The organism is Streptomyces sp. NPDC001393 (genome assembly GCF_053597455.1).
In genome coordinates this window covers 280,748-297,567 of sequence record NZ_JBSFIH010000001.1, presented here as the reverse complement: position 1 = coordinate 297,567, position 16,820 = coordinate 280,748, and the positions used below count along the sequence as shown (strand labels likewise).

General features: G+C 71.3%; 13 protein-coding genes. 7 read left to right on the top strand and 6 right to left on the bottom strand.

The window, feature by feature from the left end:
- Positions 1 to 18: 18 nt before the first annotated feature.
- The 5 genes from ACWC2T_RS01295 to ACWC2T_RS01275 form a co-directional block, all read right to left on the bottom strand.
- Positions 19 to 1,365, bottom strand: coding sequence for an FAD-dependent oxidoreductase (locus ACWC2T_RS01295; RefSeq protein WP_450668392.1), 1,347 nt, complete (start codon positions 1,363 to 1,365; stop codon positions 19 to 21).
- A 65-nt stretch (positions 1,366 to 1,430) separates the two neighbouring features.
- Positions 1,431 to 2,306, bottom strand: coding sequence for a geranyl diphosphate 2-C-methyltransferase (locus ACWC2T_RS01290; RefSeq protein ID WP_450668391.1), 876 nt, complete (start codon positions 2,304 to 2,306; stop codon positions 1,431 to 1,433).
- A 418-nt stretch (positions 2,307 to 2,724) separates the two neighbouring features.
- On the bottom strand, positions 2,725 to 4,158 hold the full coding sequence (locus tag ACWC2T_RS01285; RefSeq protein WP_450668390.1) for a family 2B encapsulin nanocompartment shell protein: 1,434 nt from the start codon (positions 4,156 to 4,158) through the stop codon (positions 2,725 to 2,727).
- A 289-nt stretch (positions 4,159 to 4,447) separates the two neighbouring features.
- Entirely contained in the window at positions 4,448 to 5,101 is a 654-nt protein-coding gene (locus ACWC2T_RS01280) for a DUF4360 domain-containing protein (RefSeq protein WP_450668389.1), read from the bottom strand.
- A gap of 129 nt (positions 5,102 to 5,230) precedes the next feature.
- A complete protein-coding gene (locus tag ACWC2T_RS01275; protein WP_450668388.1) occupies positions 5,231 to 5,689 on the bottom strand; it encodes an RrF2 family transcriptional regulator in 459 nt (152 codons plus the stop codon).
- A gap of 77 nt (positions 5,690 to 5,766) precedes the next feature.
- On the opposite strand from ACWC2T_RS01275, the gene ACWC2T_RS01270 reads away from it, so the two are divergent.
- Positions 5,767 to 8,721, top strand: a complete 2,955-nt coding sequence (locus ACWC2T_RS01270; protein ID WP_450668387.1) for a glycoside hydrolase family 35 protein — start codon at positions 5,767 to 5,769, stop codon at positions 8,719 to 8,721.
- 12 nt (positions 8,722 to 8,733) lie between these two features.
- Here the strand turns inward: ACWC2T_RS01270 and arfA are convergent, their stop codons facing one another.
- Complete coding sequence (arfA, locus tag ACWC2T_RS01265; RefSeq protein WP_450668386.1) at positions 8,734 to 10,254, bottom strand: arabinosylfuranosidase ArfA; 1,521 nt, start codon at positions 10,252 to 10,254, stop codon at positions 8,734 to 8,736.
- Between the two features lie 231 nt (positions 10,255 to 10,485).
- Here arfA and ACWC2T_RS01260 point away from each other — a divergent pair, with 231 nt between their 5' ends.
- From ACWC2T_RS01260 to ACWC2T_RS01235, 6 genes are all read left to right on the top strand, one after another.
- Positions 10,486 to 11,094: a toxin-antitoxin system, toxin component family protein gene (locus tag ACWC2T_RS01260; protein WP_450668385.1), complete on the top strand. Its 609-nt coding sequence runs from the start codon at positions 10,486 to 10,488 to the stop codon at positions 11,092 to 11,094.
- Between the two features lie 50 nt (positions 11,095 to 11,144).
- The gene (locus ACWC2T_RS01255) at positions 11,145 to 12,344 is read left to right on the top strand and encodes a DUF6545 domain-containing protein (RefSeq protein ID WP_450668702.1); all 1,200 of its coding nucleotides are present in this window, start codon (positions 11,145 to 11,147) and stop codon (positions 12,342 to 12,344) included.
- Positions 12,345 to 12,477: 133 nt separating this feature from the next.
- Positions 12,478 to 12,942 (top strand): toxin, encoded by a 465-nt coding sequence (locus tag ACWC2T_RS01250; RefSeq protein WP_450668701.1) that lies wholly within the window; start codon positions 12,478 to 12,480, stop codon positions 12,940 to 12,942.
- Positions 12,939 to 14,120: an MAB_1171c family putative transporter gene (locus tag ACWC2T_RS01245; protein WP_450668384.1), complete on the top strand. Its 1,182-nt coding sequence runs from the start codon at positions 12,939 to 12,941 to the stop codon at positions 14,118 to 14,120. The genes ACWC2T_RS01250 and ACWC2T_RS01245 overlap by 4 nt, the downstream gene beginning before the upstream one ends.
- Before the next feature lie 64 nt (positions 14,121 to 14,184).
- Positions 14,185 to 15,360 (top strand): MAB_1171c family putative transporter, encoded by a 1,176-nt coding sequence (locus ACWC2T_RS01240; RefSeq protein WP_450668383.1) that lies wholly within the window; start codon positions 14,185 to 14,187, stop codon positions 15,358 to 15,360.
- A 58-nt stretch (positions 15,361 to 15,418) separates the two neighbouring features.
- Positions 15,419 to 16,816 carry an FAD-dependent monooxygenase gene (locus ACWC2T_RS01235; protein WP_450668382.1) on the top strand — a complete coding sequence of 466 codons (1,398 nt, stop codon included), beginning with the start codon at positions 15,419 to 15,421 and terminating at the stop codon, positions 16,814 to 16,816.
- Positions 16,817 to 16,820: the final 4 nt, after the last annotated feature.

Below are 16,820 nucleotides of genomic sequence, written 5' to 3'. Positions count from 1 at the left end.
CCGGCGTCACCTCCGACGTCACGTACGCCGGTGAGTGACCCTCAGGACCTTCAGGGCCACCAGGGGGTGGAACAGCAGGGCCGGTGAAGCCACCATGTTGACCACGCGTACGAACCTCTTCCACACGGCCGCGTCGTTCACCGCCACGTGGAAGAGACGCATGTTGTACCAGTGGGCGATGCGAGCGGCGAGAGACTGACCGTCCGGGGTCCACATCAGGTCGGAGTTGGTGGACACCGTCCACGGAAGCAGCAGCAGACGGCCCACCTTCCGCTGGAATCCGCGGGCGAGGCCGTCCAGTCGCCCCGTCATGCCGTGCCGCTTCAGCATGCGCTGCAGCAGTTCCGCCTCCATCGCGGCGACCGTCATGCCCTGCCAGTAGACGGGGTTGAAGACGCACACGGAATCGCCGACGGCGAGGAGACGGTCCGGCCAGTCCCGGACGGTGTGGAAGGGCCGCCACTGGTTGTCGACGTTGGTGTAGCGGCGGCTGGGCTCCTGCACGGAGCGCCGGGCGATGTGTTCGGCCAGGTGCGGCGTGTTCAGGCTCTTCGCGAACGCCAGGTAGCCCTCGTCGTCGGTCGGCGGCTGGTCGTGGAACCCGAACAGCATGCAGGTCCAGCGGCTGCGCTCCACGGCGAGCAGGACCCCGGCCCGGCGCACGCTGGGAGCGAACAGCATCTGGTAGGCGACGTAGTAGTCGGGATGGTCGGGGTGGCTCTCCGCCGGCCGGTCGAAGTTCATCGACGTGTAGGTGACCTTCGCCTTCACGGTCCGCTTGGGTGGCACGCTGATGCCCAGCTCGTTCAGCCAGTCCACCAGGGAGCTGGACCGTCCGGAGGCGTCGACGACCAGGTCGGCGGTCAGTTGGAAGGGCTTCGCGCTCTGCGACTGGCATCGCACGCCGTTCACCCGGCCCGCGAAGTCCCGGGTCAGGCCCGTACACCGGGTGGATGCCACCAGCGTGACCTGGGGAAGTGCGAGCACTTTGCGGCGCAGGCGGCGTTCCAGCTCATCGCGGGTGAAGCTCTGGACCGGGACGCCCGTGCACTGCCGTGGCGCGCGTCCGACGGGCAGCAGGAAGTCGATGCCCTCCCCGTAGTCGAACACCGGCGCGCCCGCTTCTCTCAGCTCCTCGCGCAGTCCCGGGAACAGCCGCTCCAGGATCTCCCCGCCCCTGGCCAGCATCGCGTGCCCCTGGTAGCCATGCGGAGCACCCGGATGAGCGCCGGTGTCCTCGTCGACGGCATCCCGTTCCACGAGGACGACCTCGCGGAAGAAGTCGGCCAGTACGCGTGCGGTCACGAGTCCCGCATAACTGCCGCCGATGACAACGGCCTTGCCCCACAGGCAGTGTGCTCTCATGTCTACTCCCACCGGGCCTGGTACCGCACGTCGCGCACGAACGGCACCACGCATGCGCCCTGGTCTCAGATGCGGTCGGCCGCGATGAGGAGGTAGTGGAAGCTGCCCTCCTTGTAGGCGGTGAGGAAGGGGTCCTCGATGCCGGTGGCGACGGAGGACTTGGCGCGCAGCTCCCAGTAGGGGATGGTGTCGGGGGTCAGGTCGATGACCTGCATCGGCACCAGGTCGTTCGCCGCCAGTGCCCTGAAGTACTCGCTGCGCGGGTGGATGTTGCAGGTGTAGTGCTCGTCGATCCTGCTGACCGCCTTGGACCGCATGCCGGTGACGTCGTTGGAGCAGCCGGTGATGCAGACGTAGCGTCCGCCGTACTCCAGCAGGCGGGAGAACTCGGCGAAGAGGTCGAACAGGTCGACGTACATCGTCGTCTCGTTGGTCCAGATCGCCCGGCGCGATCCGGTCTCCAGACGGGTGTCGAGCATGTTGCGGAAGTGGAAGCGGACCCGGTCCGTGACCCCGCGCTGCTTGGCCTGGTCATTGGCGAAGCCGACCTGCTGCTCGGAGATGCTGACGCCGTCGACGTGGCAGCCGAAGCGCGCGTGGGCCATGAAGCTGGTGCCGCCTCGGCCGGAACCGGCGTCCAGGAGGTGGTCGTCGGGGGTGATGTCGCCGAGGTGGTCGAGGAGGACGTCGGCCTGGGCGGTCTCCAGGCGGTGCAGTTCCTCGATGATGCGCTGGTCGCGGGTCTCGGGCGGGCCGACGAGGACCGAGGGGTCCCACTCGCCGAGGCCGTAGTGGTGGTGGTAGAGGCCGTCGACCTCGCCGAGCCTGATGTTGACGGGGTCCTTCTCCTTGTTCCAGTACTCCGCCACCGACTTCTGGTAGTCGGTGCGCAGCACATCGCCCATGGCGATGCTTTCCATCTGGGTGGAGATCTTGGACATGGGGATCCTCACGAGGGACGGGGTCGGGGGTGTGCAGGACACGCGGGAGGCGGGCAGGGCTCGGGCGTGGTGGCGCGGGCGGTGGCTGCCGGGGCACCGGGAACGGTGGGGGCGAGCGCGGCCACCGCGGCGTCCGGCCCAGCGGGTCCGGCCGGCGGCCCGCCCGGGGACAGACCCGCGCCCGCCACCGTCTGCCCCGGGGCTGCCGACTGCCGTGCCTGGCTCGTGAAGGGGATGCGGATTCCCGACGTGCCGAGGCCGGTGGGGCCGGCGGGAAGCGTCGGGGCCTTGAGTACCGGAGTGGCCGGAGGCGGACTGGGTGGCGGTGGGGTGCCGGGCGACAGCAGGGCCCGTGCCAGGCCCGTCATGTCGTGAGGCACGGCGGGTGCCGTGAACCGGGAGAACAACGACACCGCCGTCAGCTCCCGTTCGTGCGGGCGATCTCGACGTTCTCCAGGACGCCGAGGGCGTCGGGCACCAGGACGGCGGCCGAGTAGTAGGTGCTGACGAGGTAGGAGATGACGGCCTGTTCGTTGATGCCCATGAAGCGGATGTTCAGGCCGGGCTCGACCTCGTCCGGGATGCCGGTCTGGTACAGGCCGATGACGCCCTGGTCGTCCTCGCCGGTGCGCATGGCGATGATCGACGTCGTGCCCTCGTCGCTGATCGGGATCTTGCTGCACGGCAGCAGCGGAACGCCGCGCCACGCGGGCAGGTGGTTGCCGTTCAGTTCGATGCTGCCGAAGTAGATGCCCCGCTTGTTGCACTGGCGGCCGAAGGCGGCGATGGCCTTGGGGTGGGCGAGGAAGCACCGGGTCTTGCGCCGCATGCTGAGCAGCTCGTCCATGTCGTCCGGGCTCGGCGGGCCCGAGTAGGTGGAGATCCGCTGGTCGAAGTCGGCGTTGTTGAGCAGGCCGAACTCCTTGTTGTTGATCAGCTCGTACTCCTGCCGCTCGCGCAGCGCCTCGATGGTCAGCCGCAGCTGCTGCTGGGTCTGGTTCATCGGCTCGTTGTAGAGGTCGGCGACCCGGCTGTGCACCCGCAGCACGGTCTGCGCCACACTCAACTCGTACTCACGCGGCTCGAGTTCGTAGTCGGCGAAGGTCTGCGGCAGCGTCTGCTCGCCCGCGTGTCCCGCACTGAGCTCGATCTCCGCCTCGCCCGACCGGTTCACCTTGCGCTGCCCGTTGCCGCTGATGTGCTGCACATGCCGGCGCAGCGCCTGGTGGCGTTCGGCGACCGCCTTGTACGCCGTCATCGGCAGCGCGAGCACCGTCGTGGCGGTCATGGCGCGGGCCGTGAAGTCCCACTTCTGGTTCTGGCCGGCGAGCACCTGGCCGCCGAAGGAGTCCCCGTCGGCCATCAGACCGATCACGGCCTCCCCGTCGTAGGGGCCCTCGCTGATCTTCTCGACCTTGCCGTGCGCGATCAGGTACACCTGGTCGGCCTTGCGGCCCTCCTGCACGATGACCTGGCCGGGGGCGAACTCCTTCTGCACGAACTTGTCGGCCAGCGCGCCGAGCGCGTCCTTGTCGGTGAAGCCGCGCAGCAGCGGCAGTTCGCCCAGTTCGGCGGGGACCACCTGGACCTTGGAGCCGTTCTTGACGAAGGTGACGCGGCCGTCGCCGACGGTGTAGGAGAGACGGCGGTTGACCCGGTAGGTGGCGCCCGGCACGTTCACCCAGGGCAGGATGCGGGTGGCCCAGCGGGAGCTGATGGCCTGCATCTGCGGTTCGGACTTGGTGGTGGTGGCGAGATTGCGCGCCGCCGCGGTGCTCAGGCTCTGCTGATCGCGCTGCTGCTGCTCCGACTCCGCTCCCGCCGGTGCTGTGGTCGCTGTGTCGAGGGGCATGGCTCTACCTCGTCTTCCATGGCACGTCGATCCGCGACGACTTGCTGTCGTCACGCTGCGTGCACAGGACTAGCAGAGCTGCGCTCACGTTGAGTAATCGCTGCAGACGGCGCGCGAGGGCAATCAACCGGCGCGAACTGCGCCCCTCGCGCGCCCCTTGCGAGGATCACTCCTTGTCGAACGATTCTGCGGGTCAACCCATGGATGACCGCTCACCGGTGCGAAACGTCAACGGCCACCACATACTCAGAGTGACCGGCGTGGCGTCCGCCCGCACCAGGCGATCCGCCTAGGTGCTGGGGCACTCCTTCCACGCCAGGTGGTACACCGTGCTGATGTCCCCGTCCGTGGAGTCCATGGTCATGAAGCTGACCTTGTCCGGGTTCTGGGTGCCCGCGTTCACCCGAAGCTCGGTGTTGATGTTGAAGTTGCGCAGCACCCCGCACGGCGCCCAGACCAGCTGGGCCCAGTCCGTGCTGTCGGTGGCCTGCCAGTTGTCGTTGTAGGAGCCGGAGAAGGGGTGGGACTTGGGGACGGTCTGCGGGGAGCCCTGGAAGTAGTACGAGGCCTTCTGGGTGGCGCTCGCGCCGGGCTGCAGCGACAGAAAGCCCCGGTAGTCGGCGCTGGCGATCGCGTAGGTGAAGCCCTGGGGGACGTGGACCACCAGGTTGAGCTGGCAGTTCTTGCGGAAGGCCGTGGGGTCGGAGGTGCCGCCGGCCTGGGCCAGGTAGCTGCTGTAGGTCACCGTGAAGGCGGTGTTGTCCGGTGAGACGGCGACCGCGGCGGTGCCCTCGGGGCAGCCGGAGCCGTTCACCGTCGCCACGTCGATGACGATCTTGTCCGGGGGCGGGTTGTCGACCGGGCCGCCCGCGGGTCTCTGGGTGGGTATCGCGGTGGAGAGCAGCGCCGCCACGGCACCGCTCAGGAGGAGTCCACCAGCCATGGTTTCTCCCATAGTCGGATGTGGGGGGTCTGTGTGGAGCCTGTGAAGCGTTCCGCATCGTAGAAAGCCGCGCTCACACCCGGGAGATACAACTCCGGCCATTCACATCCGGTCGTTCACACCGCGTCCCTACGGGTTCTCCCAGGACGCCGGTTCCGCCGCCAGCGCCCGGACGGGCTCCGGCAGCGCGTTTGCCGCGAGGTCGGCGAGGGTGACGCCCTCCAGGATCCGGCGGACGTTCGCCCGGAGCGCGATCCACAGGGGCAGCAGGGGCTCGGCGCTGCCGGTGTAGGCGAGGCCCGTCGGGCGTTCGCCGCGGACCGAGACGATCGGGCCGTCCACCGCGCGGATCACATCGGCGACCGTGACCTCGGCCGCCTCCCGCGCCAGCCGGTAGCCGCCGCCTCCGCCGCGCCTGCTCTCGACGATCCCGCCACGCCTCAGGTCGCCCAGGATCCCTTCCAGGAACTTGTGCGGGATGCCCTGCGCGGCGGCGATTTCCTCCGCCTTCACCGGGCCGTTAGCCTGCCGTACGGCCAGCTCCAGTACCGCCCGTACCGCGTAGTCCGCCCGTGCCGAGATCCTCATGGGTCCATTGTGGGGCGTCGGCGCATGGAGAATGGCCTGCACCCGCGCCCCGTAAGATCGCCCGCGGAGGATCCACCTTGGCGCTCAGCAGACGTACCTTCAGTGCCCTCGCGGGCTCGACCGCGCTCGGGCTCGCCCTGGGCGGCAGCGACGGCCCCGGGGCGCCCTCGGCGTACGCGGCGCGCAGCGTGCCGACCGGTCCGGCGCCCGCCCCGCCGAGCGCCGACGGCTGCCGGCACACCATCGGCTACGACCGGTACTCGCTGCTCGTGGACGGCAGGCGGCTGGTGGTGTGGTCCGGCGAGCTGCACCCCTTCCGGCTGCCGAGCCCCTCCCTGTGGCGGGACGTGCTGCAGAAGATGCGGGCCCACGGGTACAACGCCGTGAGCATCTATGTGGCCTGGAACTACCACTCCCCCGCGCCGGGCCGGTACGACTTCACCGGCGTCCGGGACCTGGACCTGTTCCTGCGCATGGCCGCGGAGACCGGCCTGTACGTGATCCTGCGGCCCGGCCCGTACATCAACGCCGAGGTGGACGGCGGCGGCTTCCCCGGCTGGCTGTCGGCGACGAAGGGCACGGCCCGGACCGACGACCCGACGTATCTGGGGCACGTCGACGAGTGGCTGACGCAGGTGAACCGGATCGCCCGCCGGCATCTGTTCACCCAGGGCACCGGCACGGTCCTGCTGTACCAGATCGAGAACGAGTACGACGCCCACGTCGACGCCGCCGGCCGGGCGTACATGTCCCACCTGTACAGGAAGGTGCGGGCGGACGGCATCGACGTCCCGCTGTTCCACAACGACAAGGGCAGGAACGGGTACTGGGTGCCCGGGTCCTTCGACACCGGCGGTGAGCAGGGCGGCTGGCTGTACGGCTTCGACGGGTATCCGTCGCCGTCGCAGACCCCGCCGGACTGGGGTCACTACGGTCCCGGCGGGGCGCGGGGCGGGGCCAGCGCCTCGCCGTCCACGCCCGGGTTCGTGCCCGAGTTCGGCGGCGGCTGGTTCGACCCGTGGGGCGGGGCCTTCTTCGACGGCAAGGGGTACGCCGAGTCGCGGCGCACCCGGGACGCCGCCTATGAGCGCCGGTTCTACCTGACCAACCTGGCCAACGGGCTCACCCTGCACAACGTCTACATGACCTTCGGCGGCACCTCCTGGGGCTGGCTGCCCGCGCCGGTCGTCTACACGTCGTACGACTACGGCGCCGCCATCGACGAGGCCCGCAACGTCACCGACAAGATCGCGCCGATGCACCAGCTGGGCCATCTGTTCCAGCGCGTGCCCGACTTCGCCAAGCTGGACCGGGCGGCGGACGTGCACGCCGAGGGCCTGAAGGTCTACCACCTGACCAACCCGGACACCGGCGCGCACGTCTATGTCGCCCGCAACGACGCCGCCGAGGCGGTCACCGCCGATCTGCCCACCGACGCGGGCCGGGTGCGGATCACCGTGCCCGGCAGGGACGCCCGGCTGCTCACGACCGGGCTGAAGCTGGGCAGGCGGACGCTGAAGTACTCCACCGCCGAGCCCGTGCTGTGCGTGACGGCGGGGCGGCAGGACATCGCCGCGTTCTCGGGGCGGCACGAGGACATGGCCGAGCTGGTGCTGAAGTGCCCCGTCGAGCCGAACGTCATGCGCCTCGACCCCGAGGCCGCCTGGGCCTTCGACATCGACGACGACCTGCATGTGAACGTCCCGCTCGGCGAGGGCGGGCTGACCCGGGTGCTGGTGCAGAAGGGCGAGACCGACACCCCGCTGCTGCTGCTCTTCGCCGACGACGCCACCGCCGTACGCCTCTTCCCGTACGACACCCCGTCCGGGACCCTGCTGGTGTACGGCCCGGCGCTGCTGCGCCACGCCGAACTGCGCGGATCCGAGGTCCACCTGACGGGTGACCTCACCGAGACGACCAGCATCGAGGTGTGGGGGCCGCGCGGGATCGACACCCTGGTGTGGAACGGCCGCACCCTGCCCACCCGGGTCACCCTGTCCGGCAGCCTGATGACCACCGGCCTGCTGCCGGCCGTCCCCGAGGTGCAGCTGCCGGAGCTGGGCGGCTGGCGGATGCGCAGGGAGAACCCGGAGGCCGGTCCCGGTTTCGACGACTCGGACTGGACGGTCGCGGACAAGAGGACGACGTTCAGCACCACGCCGGTCCCCGACGGATCGCCGGTCCTCTTCGCCGACGACTACGGCTTCCACTACGGGGACGTCTGGTACCGCGGCTCCTTCACCGACACCACCGGCCTGACGGAGGTCTCCCTCGCCTACAGCACCGGCACCCAGGGCCTGTTGATGGCCTGGCTGGACGGCGAGCCGCTGGGCACCCACCGGATGCCGGTGCCGGACAAGGACACGACCATCCGGAAGGGCAGCTGGGCGGACACGGCCGTCTTCCCCGTCCGCGAGCAGCTGCGCTCGCCCGGCCGGCATGTGCTGTCGGTCCTGGTCCGGCGTATGCAGCGCGACCAGGACGGCAAGGGGCTCGACACCCACAAGGTGGCGCGGGGGCTGACGGCGGCCTCCTTCAAGGGCGCCTCCCCGAGGGTGAGTTGGCGGATCCAGGGCGCGGCGGCACCGGACCCGGTGCGCGGCCCGCTGAACACCGGCGGCCTGTACGGCGAGCGGGAGGGCTGGCATCTGCCCGGCTTCCGGGACCACGACTGGGAGCCGGTGACCTTCCCGCGCACCGCCCGGTATCAGGGCGTGACCTGGTACCGGACCACCTTCCGCCTCGCGGTCCCGGCCGACATCGACGCCTCGATCGGCCTGACGCTTCAGGACGACCCCTACCGCGCCTACCGCGCCCAGATCTTCCTCAACGGCTGGAACATGGGCCAGTACATCAACAACGTGGGCCCGCAGCACACCTTCGTCCTGCCGAACGGCGTCCTGCGCACCCGGGGCACGAACACCCTCGCGCTGGCGGTCCTTTCGGAGTTCACCACGCTGTCGGGGCCGGGCCGGGTGAGCCTGACGCTGCTCGGCAGGGCGAGCGGCGGGCTTCCGGTCACACCGGTCTGATCGCCGGTCTGATCACGCGAGCCTGATCACGTTCCAGGACAGCGGTTCCAGTACGGCGGTGAGGGCGCCGTCCGCCAGGGCGGTGCCCTCGACCGGGTGCGGGACGACCCGCCCGGGGTCGTCGAGGGTGTTGCGGGCGTCGGGGTCGGCGTCCGCGAGCGCGCTGTGCTCGGTGACGGTCGTCAGGTGGAGCCCGTTGAGGGCGACCTCCAGCGGAAGCGGCCGCGTCCGGCTGCGGTTCACGGCGAACACCGTGACCGTGCCGTCGGCCGCGCGGACGGCCGTGGCGTGCAGCAGGTCCGTCTCGCCGTACTTCTTCGTCTCGTACGTCGGTGAGTCCACGCGCACGTCGAGGACCTGACCTCGGCCGTACTTCGAGGCCTGAGCGAACGGGAAGAACGTCGTCTGCCGCCATGCCGGGCCGCCCGGCTCGGTCATGATCGGGGCGATCACATTGACCAGCTGGGCGAGGCAGGCGACGGTGACGCGGTCCGCGTGCCGCAGCAGGGCGATGAGGAGCGAGCCGAAGACGACGGCGTCCGTGACGCTGTAGTTGTCCTCCAGGAGGCGGGGCGCCTCGGGCCAGTCCGTCTGCTCGAAGGTCCTCGCGTGCTCCTCCCACTTCGAGAGGTACCAGACGTTCCACTCGTCGAAGGAGAGGTTGATCCTCTTCCTGGACTTGAGCTTCGCACCGATGTGGTCGGCGGTGGCGATCACGTTCTCGATGAAGGACTCCATGTCGACGGCCGAGGCGAGGAAGGAGTCCACATCGCCGTCGACGGGCTCGTAGTAGGCGTGCAGGGAGATGTGGTCGACCAGCTCGTACGCCTCCGTAAGGACGGTCGCCTCCCACTCGGCGAAGGTGGGCATGGCCTGGCTGGAGGAACCGCAGGCGACCAGTTCGACGGAAGGGTCGGCCTGGCGCATGGCCCGTGCGGTCTCGGCGGCGAGCCGGCCGTACTCCTGCGCCGTCTTGTGCCCGGTCTGCCAGGGCCCGTCCATCTCGTTGCCCAGGCACCACAGCCTGATCCCGAAGGGCTCCTTGTCGCCGTGGGCCGCGCGGAGGTCGGAGAGGGCGGTGCCGGAGGGGTGGTTGGCGTACTCCTGGAGTTCGAGGGCTTCGGCCACGCCTCGCGTCCCGAGGTTCACGGCCATCATGGGCTCGGCCTCGGGTCCGAGCTTCTTCAGGAACGTGATGAACTCCGACAGACCGAAGCGGTTGGTCTCCGTGGAGTGCCAGGCGAGGTCGAGGCGGCGGGGGCGGTCTTGCACGGGGCCCACGGAGTCCTCCCACCTGTACCCGGAGACGAAGTTGCCGCCGGGGTAGCGGATCGCGGTGACGCCGAGTTCGCGGACGAGGTCGAGGACGTCCGTGCGCAGACCCTGGGCGTCTGCTGTGGGATGGCCCGGCTCGTAGATGCCCGTGTAGACGCAGCGGCCCAGGTGTTCCACGAAGGATCCGAAGATACGGGCGTTGACCTGGCCCACCGTGAAGCCCGGGTCGAGGGTGAAGCGGGCGGTGCTCTTGCTCATGAGGTCGCTCCGAGGTCGGATGCCCGGTTGTCCCATACCCTGTCTCCACCGTCTGTTCGAAATACCGAATATCGCCCGTAGCTTCGAACGGGACCGTAGAATCGAAGCGCTTCCGGCGTCAATGGGTCGGACACAAGCTCGTAGGCGGTTTCCTCTTTGCCGAAGGTCGCCCGGACCTCATGACGGGGACACGCCCAGACGCGTACGCTCGGACCGGCAGAGAGGGGACCGATGAGCATCGCGGGCGCGCGGAGAAGTGCGGCCCGGCTTGCCGGGAGCCTGCGACGGCGCTCGCCGGCCGGCCTGACGATGCGCCGGCTGACGGCACACCTCGCCGCCGCGGTCCGGGACCGTCCCCGACCTCCCGCCGACGCGCGTGAGCTGTGCCGCGCGCTGTGCGCGACGATGAGCGCCCTGCGTGGCGGACGCCCCGTTCAGCTGCGCTTCGAGCGGTTCCCCGACGAGCTCGCGGTCACGGGCCTGTGGGTGGAGTTCCACGACTTCGACCTCGTCATCGTCGAGGAACGGGCCGAAGCAGTGCAGCAACTGGTCATCCTGGGCCACGAGTTGTGGCACGTGCACGCCGGTCACCGCCACCACCCCGGCGCCGGCGCGGCCGCCTCACGCGTGCTGGCCGAGGAGCCCGACCTGCGGGAGACCGCGCTCGCCGTCGCCGCCCGCGACGGCTCCCGGGAGCGGGACGAGGCCGATGCCGACGCGTTCGGGCACCGGCTCGCCACCGCCTTCCGGCACCACCTGTCCCGGAGCTCGGACCGCCCGCTCGACCCCGTCCAACGCTCCCTCGGCCACCGGGGGCGGCGCGCGGGAGGCCCACGGTGACGTGCGCCGGCCCGGCCTCCACCCTGGCCGACCACCTCGGCCCGGCGGGCATGCTCAGCGAGTCCTCCGCCGCGTTCTGGGTCGCGACCGCGGTGCTGGCCACCGCACTGGCGATCAAGCTGCCCACGATCATCCGGCTGTGGAAGGACCCGCTGCTGCGCGCCGTGGGCGGTCTGCTGCTGCTCGCCTGCGCGGTGTTCGTGTTCGTGACGCCGGCCACCATCGCCTGGACCAACCGGGTCACCGGCGTCCCCAACATCGCGGCCCCGCTGGTCTATTCACTGCTCACCGCGTTCTGCGCGGCCTGTCTGCTGCTGATCACCGCCTGGCGCCACGGGCTGTCCGACCGCTCGGCCGTCACCCGCCGCGCACAGCGCTGGGTGATCGCCGTGTACTCGGGGGTGATCATCGCCCTGTGGGTGTTGTTCGCGCTCGCGGACGTGCCCGTCGAGCGGCGCATCGACCTGGACACGTACTACGCCACCACCCCGTACATGCGCGAGGAGATCCTGCTCTACCTGCTCGCGCACTGCACCACGGCCCTCATCACGTCCCGGCTCATCTGGAACTGGGTGCGCGCCGACGGGCTGCTCGACTCCTGGCTGCGCTGGGGACTGGTGTCGCTGGGCGCGGGCTACGGCATGAACCTGGTGTTCGACGCCGTCAAGCTCACCGCGGTCACGGCCCGCTGGACCGGACACGACCTGGACTGGCTGAGCACCGACGTCGCGCCGCCGGTGGCCTGTCTGTCGGCCATCCTGATCGCGGTCGGCTTCATCCTGCCGCACCTCGGCCAGTACCTGCACGACCGGTGGCGGGTCCGGCTCGCCCACAACCAACTGCGCCCGCTGTACCTGCTGATGCGCAGCGTCAAGGGAGAGGGGGTGCCCCTGCTGCTGCGGGCCCGCCCGGAGTTGCGGCTGACGCACCGGGAGACGTTCATCCGGGACATGCTGCTGCCCCTCGGCCGCCGTATCGACGAGGATCTGCGCCGCCGGTCCTACGATGCCGCGCTCGCCCTCGGTCACCCGCCGGACAAGGCCAAGGCGCTGGCGGCGGCGGTGACGATCCTGGACGCCGTGGAGCAGCGCGCCCGGCCGCTCTCCGACGAGGGCCTGGCGGACACCGACGCGACGGACCTGCTCCGGGAGATCGGCCCGGTCTCCTGCGCGCTGCGCCACCGGGACGCCCTGGAGGCCGTGCGCGCCCGCGCGGACGCGACGACGGCCGGCACACCGGCCCCCGGGTGACGGGCGGCCCGGCCAACGCGCGGACGTACGGGCGGATTTCCGGCACGGGGTGGCCGAGACCAGCCGGGTCTTGGCATATTGCACAGGTGACAGCGGCGAGATGACGGAGAACAGGGTGCGTACGACCAGGGAGATGCGTCGGCTCGCCGACACCCTCATCGGTCCCATCCGGGTCCCGGTCCCGGCGGACCCGGAGGCTCTCTTCGACGCCCTGGTCGCCTCCGTCAGCGCCTGGCGCGGCCGCGAGGTCGTCGTCCACAAGGAGGTCTTCCCGCCGCACACCGCCAGCGGACTGTGGCTGGAGCGGGAGACGCACGACGACGTGGTCGTCGACCGGCGGGCGGCCGTGTGGCACCAGATCGTCATCTTCTGCCACGAGGTGTGGCACATGAACCAGGGTGACGCGGGCGCGGCGCGGACCGACTTCAGCCTGGTCGAGGAGCAGGCGGCGGACCGGTTCGGCATGTTGATGGGCCAGCGGCTGCGCCCGCTGCTGGAGGCCTCCGCGGACTCGGTGTTCGCCGAACCCGGCGACGGCGCCCAGGGCCTGGCCGGCCGTATCGCCGCCGCTCTCAACTACCGCGGGACCGAGCGGTGAGCGGCCTGATCAACTACCTCAGCTGTGCGGCGCTGTGGCTCGGGCTCGCGGTGAAGTCGCCGGACCTGGCCCGCCACTGGCGGGACCCGTACCTGCGGGCGATCTGCGCCGTGCTGGCCCTGGCCGGGCTGTGCTTCCTCCTCGGGGCTCCGCCGACGGTGGGCGCCGTCAACCGGCTCAGCGGCGTCCCCAACCTCGCCGCCCCGCTGACCTATGCCGCGATCACGGCGTACAGCGCCGCCTCGCAGCTCCTCGTGGTCCACTGGCGGGGCGGGCCGCGGGTGCGGCCGACCGCCCGCCGGTGGATCGCCGCCTACGCACTCGTGCTGCTCGGCATCGCCGTCATGTTCGCGCTGGGCGACGCGCCGGTGGAACGCCGTACCGATCTGGACACCTACTACGCGACGACGCCGTTCCTCGCCGAGATGATCGTGCTGTACCTGGCCGGGCTCCTCGCCGCCGCCGGTGTCACCACGGTGTCGTCCCTGCGCTGGGCGCGCCAGGTCGACGGCCGGCTGCGGGTGGGGCTGATCATGCTGGGCACGGGTGCGCTGTGCAGCGCCGGGTACAGCATCACCAAGTTCACCGCCGTGATCGCCCGCTGGTGCGGGGCCGACTGGTCGCGGCTCGGGACGACGGTCTCCCCGGTGGCCGCCGGGCTGGGCGCGCTCCTCACCGTCACCGGCATCCTGATCCCGCTGGCCTGGCCCCGCGTGACGGAGTGGCAGCGGTCGAGGCGGACGTACGCGCGTCTGAAGCCCCTGGAGCGCGAGCTGGACGAACTGCTCACCCGGCGCTCGCTCCGGCTGCCGCGGCCCCGCTGGGCCACGCCGGCCACCCGGCTGGTGTGGCTGCAGACCAGCATCCACAACGCGCTCGGCCACCTGGACGCCTACTTCGACCGGGACCTGTACGAGCAGGTCCGCGCGAGCACCCTGCGGGAGACGGACGACGCGGGACGCGCCGAGTCGGTCGCGTGGGCGGCGGTGGTCGCGGCGGCGGTCGAGGCGGAACGCCACCAGGAGCGGCCCCTGGAGCCGTGTGACGAGATCGACCTCCTGTCGGTGCACGCCCCGACTCCCGCGGCGCTCGTCGGCATCGCCGACGCCCTGGCCACCTCGACGCTGGTCGCGTCCGCCCGCGTCCACGGCACGACGACGCCGACGGGCACCGCATGAGGCCGGTCCGGGCGACACGCGCGTCCCAGGAGGCCGCGCGCCGAGCGGAGGGGAGGGCGCGGCCGTGAATCTCGTCGTGTACGTGGCGGCCGGGGCGCTCGTGCTGTGCGCCGCCCTTGTCTTCCGCCGGCCCCGCAGCGCCCCGTGGAACCCGCTGACCGTGTCGACGTGCGCCGCGATCGTGCTGGGCGGTCTCGTCTTCGTGTGCTCGGCCCCGCTGACCCTGGCCACCGTCAACGGCCTCACCGGCATACCGAACTTCGGTGCGCCGCTCACCTACGGCATGCTCTCCGCGTACAGCTGCTCCCTGCTCGTCCTGCTGATCCAGTGGCGGGGCGGGCCGCGCGAGCGGCGCCGGCGGGCCTCGCTGCACTGTGTGGCCGCCTACGGAGCACTGATCGCCGCCATCGTCGCGCTGTTCGCGTTCGCGGACGCGCACACGGAGCGGCTGCGCGACCTCGACACGTACTACGCGAACACCCCGGGCATGCGGGAGATGATCCTGCTCTACCTGCTCGGGCACAGCGCGGCGATCCTGGTGATGTGCACGATGTGCGTGAAGTGGGGGCGCGAGGTCACCGGGCTCCTGCGGACCGGGCTGCGGCTGATCCTCGTCGGTGCGCTGCTGGACGCGGCCGGCTTCCAGCTCACCAAGTACACGGCGGTCGTGGCCCGTTGGACCGGTCACGACCTGGACTTCCTGTCCACCACCCTCGCCCCGCCGGCGGCGTCGCTCGCCGCCCTGCTGTGTTCCGCGGGCTTCGCCCTGCCCCGGCTGCTGCCCGCGGTCCGCACCCAGTGGCACAGCCTCGGCGACTACCGCCGGCTCGGGCCGCTGTGGTCACAGCTCAGGTTCGCGTCCCTCGCCCCCAAGCCCCCCAGCTCGTGGTGGCAGCTGCCGCAGGACCGGCTGCACTGGCGCGAGGTGTCCATCCACGACGCCCTGCTGGCGCTCGCCCCGTACTTCGACGACCGCGTCCTGGAGAAGGCCCGCGCGGACGCGCGGCGGGCGGGACGCGGGCCGCACGAGGCGCGCCTCGCGGCGGAAGCCGCCATGGTCGCGGACGCCGCGCGGTGTGCCGCCGTCGGCCAGGAGCCGCCGGAGGTACCGAGCGGCAGCCGCCTGTACGCGACGGAGGTGTCCGGGCCGAGCGGTCTGGTGGAGCTGGCGCGGGCCCTGGAGACCGTGCGTGCCGCGCAAGGCGTGGGTGAAGGTACGGTGAGGACCTCCCATGGCTGAACCTTCGTGGCCCGCCCCCAAGTTGGCCGGTTCGATCCCGGATGATTCGAGGAGCCCCATGCCGCGCAGAGCCGTCGTCATCGGTGCCGGACTGGCCGGCATGCTGGCCGCCGCGGCGCTGTCCGCCTCCGTGGAGGAGGTGATCGTGCTGGAGCGCGACGACCTGCCCGACGGGCCCGAGCACCGCCGCGGGCTCCCGCAGGGGCGCCATGCCCATCTGCTCATGGCCGGTGGCCTGGCCGCCATGGACGAGCTGGTGCCGGGAAGGTGCATGCGCGAGCGGCTGCTCGCCGCCGGTGCCCACGAGGTCTCCCTCGGCCAGGGCCTGGTGGCCCTCACCCCGGCGGGCTGGCTGCGCCGCTGGCAGCAGGAGGGGCCCCGCATGCTCACCTGCAGCCGGGCGCTGCTGGACTGGGTCGTACGGGCCACGGTGCTGGCCGGCACGGACGTGCGGATACACAAGGTGCAGGCACTCGGGCTGACCGGGGACGCCGGCCGGGTCCGAGGCGTCCGCGTGTCGACGCCCGACGGCGAGCGGGAACTCGCGGCCGACTTCGTGGCCGACGCGAGCGGGCGCGGCTCCCGGGTCCTGAAGTGGCTGGCGGAACTCGGGGTTTCGGGCATCCGCGAGACGTCCGTGGACGCCGGTCTCGTCAACGCCACCCGCATCTACCGCAGGCCCGCCGGGGCCGAGCAGTTTCCGGTGACGCTCATCCAGGCCGACCCCTACGGCGGACGGCCCGGACGCAGCGGAATGGTCCTGCCCATCGAGGGCGACCGCTGGATGGTGAGCCTCGCCGGCACCCGGGGCGGCGAGCCGCCCGCCGACCCCGAGGGCTTCCTGCGGTACACGCTCGACCTGCCCGACCCCATCGTGGGCCGGCTGATCTCCGGCGCCGAGCCCCTCACCGAGGTGCGCATCAGCCGCAGCACCAGCAACGTACGGCGCTACCTGGAGAAGGCCCGCCGCTGGCCCGACGGGTTCGTCGTCCTCGGTGACGCGGTGGCCACCTTCAACCCGGCCTACGGACAGGGCATGTCGGTGGCCGCGCTCGGCGCCGGGGTGCTGGGCGCCCAGCTGCGGCGCGGCGGTGCCGGCGCGCCCGGGCTGGCCCGGCGGGTGCAGCGGGGGGTCGCCAGGTCGGTCGCGGCGGCCTGGGCGATGGCCGTGGGCCAGGATGTGTGGTTCCCCCAGGTGCGGGGCGCGCGGCCGGGCGTCGCGGATCACCTCGTCGCCCGGTACTCGCGCCGCATGACGAAGGCGGCCACCGGCTCCTACCGCGCGGCCGCCGCCGTCTGGGACGTGACGAGCCTGGCGGCGGGACCGTCCCGGCTGCTGCGCCCGGACGCCATGCTCGCGGCCCTGACCGGCCCGAGCCTCCCGGCCCTGTCCCAGCCGCCGCTGACGGCACAGGAGTGGAAGATCGTACGGGAGCTGGAGCGGGCGCGCGGGTAACGGG

Excerpts from the sequence above, each read along its gene's own strand:
- ACWC2T_RS01295 (WP_450668392.1), bottom strand. The coding sequence starts at position 1,365 with ATGAGAGCACACTGCCTGTGGGGCAAGGCCGTTGTCATCGGCGGCAGT.
- ACWC2T_RS01290 (WP_450668391.1), bottom strand. The coding sequence starts at position 2,306 with ATGTCCAAGATCTCCACCCAGATGGAAAGCATCGCCATGGGCGATGTG.
- ACWC2T_RS01285 (WP_450668390.1), bottom strand. The coding sequence starts at position 4,158 with ATGCCCCTCGACACAGCGACCACAGCACCGGCGGGAGCGGAGTCGGAG.
- ACWC2T_RS01280 (WP_450668389.1), bottom strand. The coding sequence starts at position 5,101 with ATGGCTGGTGGACTCCTCCTGAGCGGTGCCGTGGCGGCGCTGCTCTCC.
- ACWC2T_RS01275 (WP_450668388.1), bottom strand. The coding sequence starts at position 5,689 with ATGAGGATCTCGGCACGGGCGGACTACGCGGTACGGGCGGTACTGGAG.
- arfA (WP_450668386.1), bottom strand. The coding sequence starts at position 10,254 with ATGAGCAAGAGCACCGCCCGCTTCACCCTCGACCCGGGCTTCACGGTG.
- ACWC2T_RS01260 (WP_450668385.1), top strand. The coding sequence starts at position 10,486 with ATGAGCATCGCGGGCGCGCGGAGAAGTGCGGCCCGGCTTGCCGGGAGC.
- ACWC2T_RS01255 (WP_450668702.1), top strand. The coding sequence starts at position 11,145 with ATGCTCAGCGAGTCCTCCGCCGCGTTCTGGGTCGCGACCGCGGTGCTG.
- ACWC2T_RS01250 (WP_450668701.1), top strand. The coding sequence starts at position 12,478 with ATGCGTCGGCTCGCCGACACCCTCATCGGTCCCATCCGGGTCCCGGTC.
- ACWC2T_RS01235 (WP_450668382.1), top strand. The coding sequence starts at position 15,419 with ATGCCGCGCAGAGCCGTCGTCATCGGTGCCGGACTGGCCGGCATGCTG.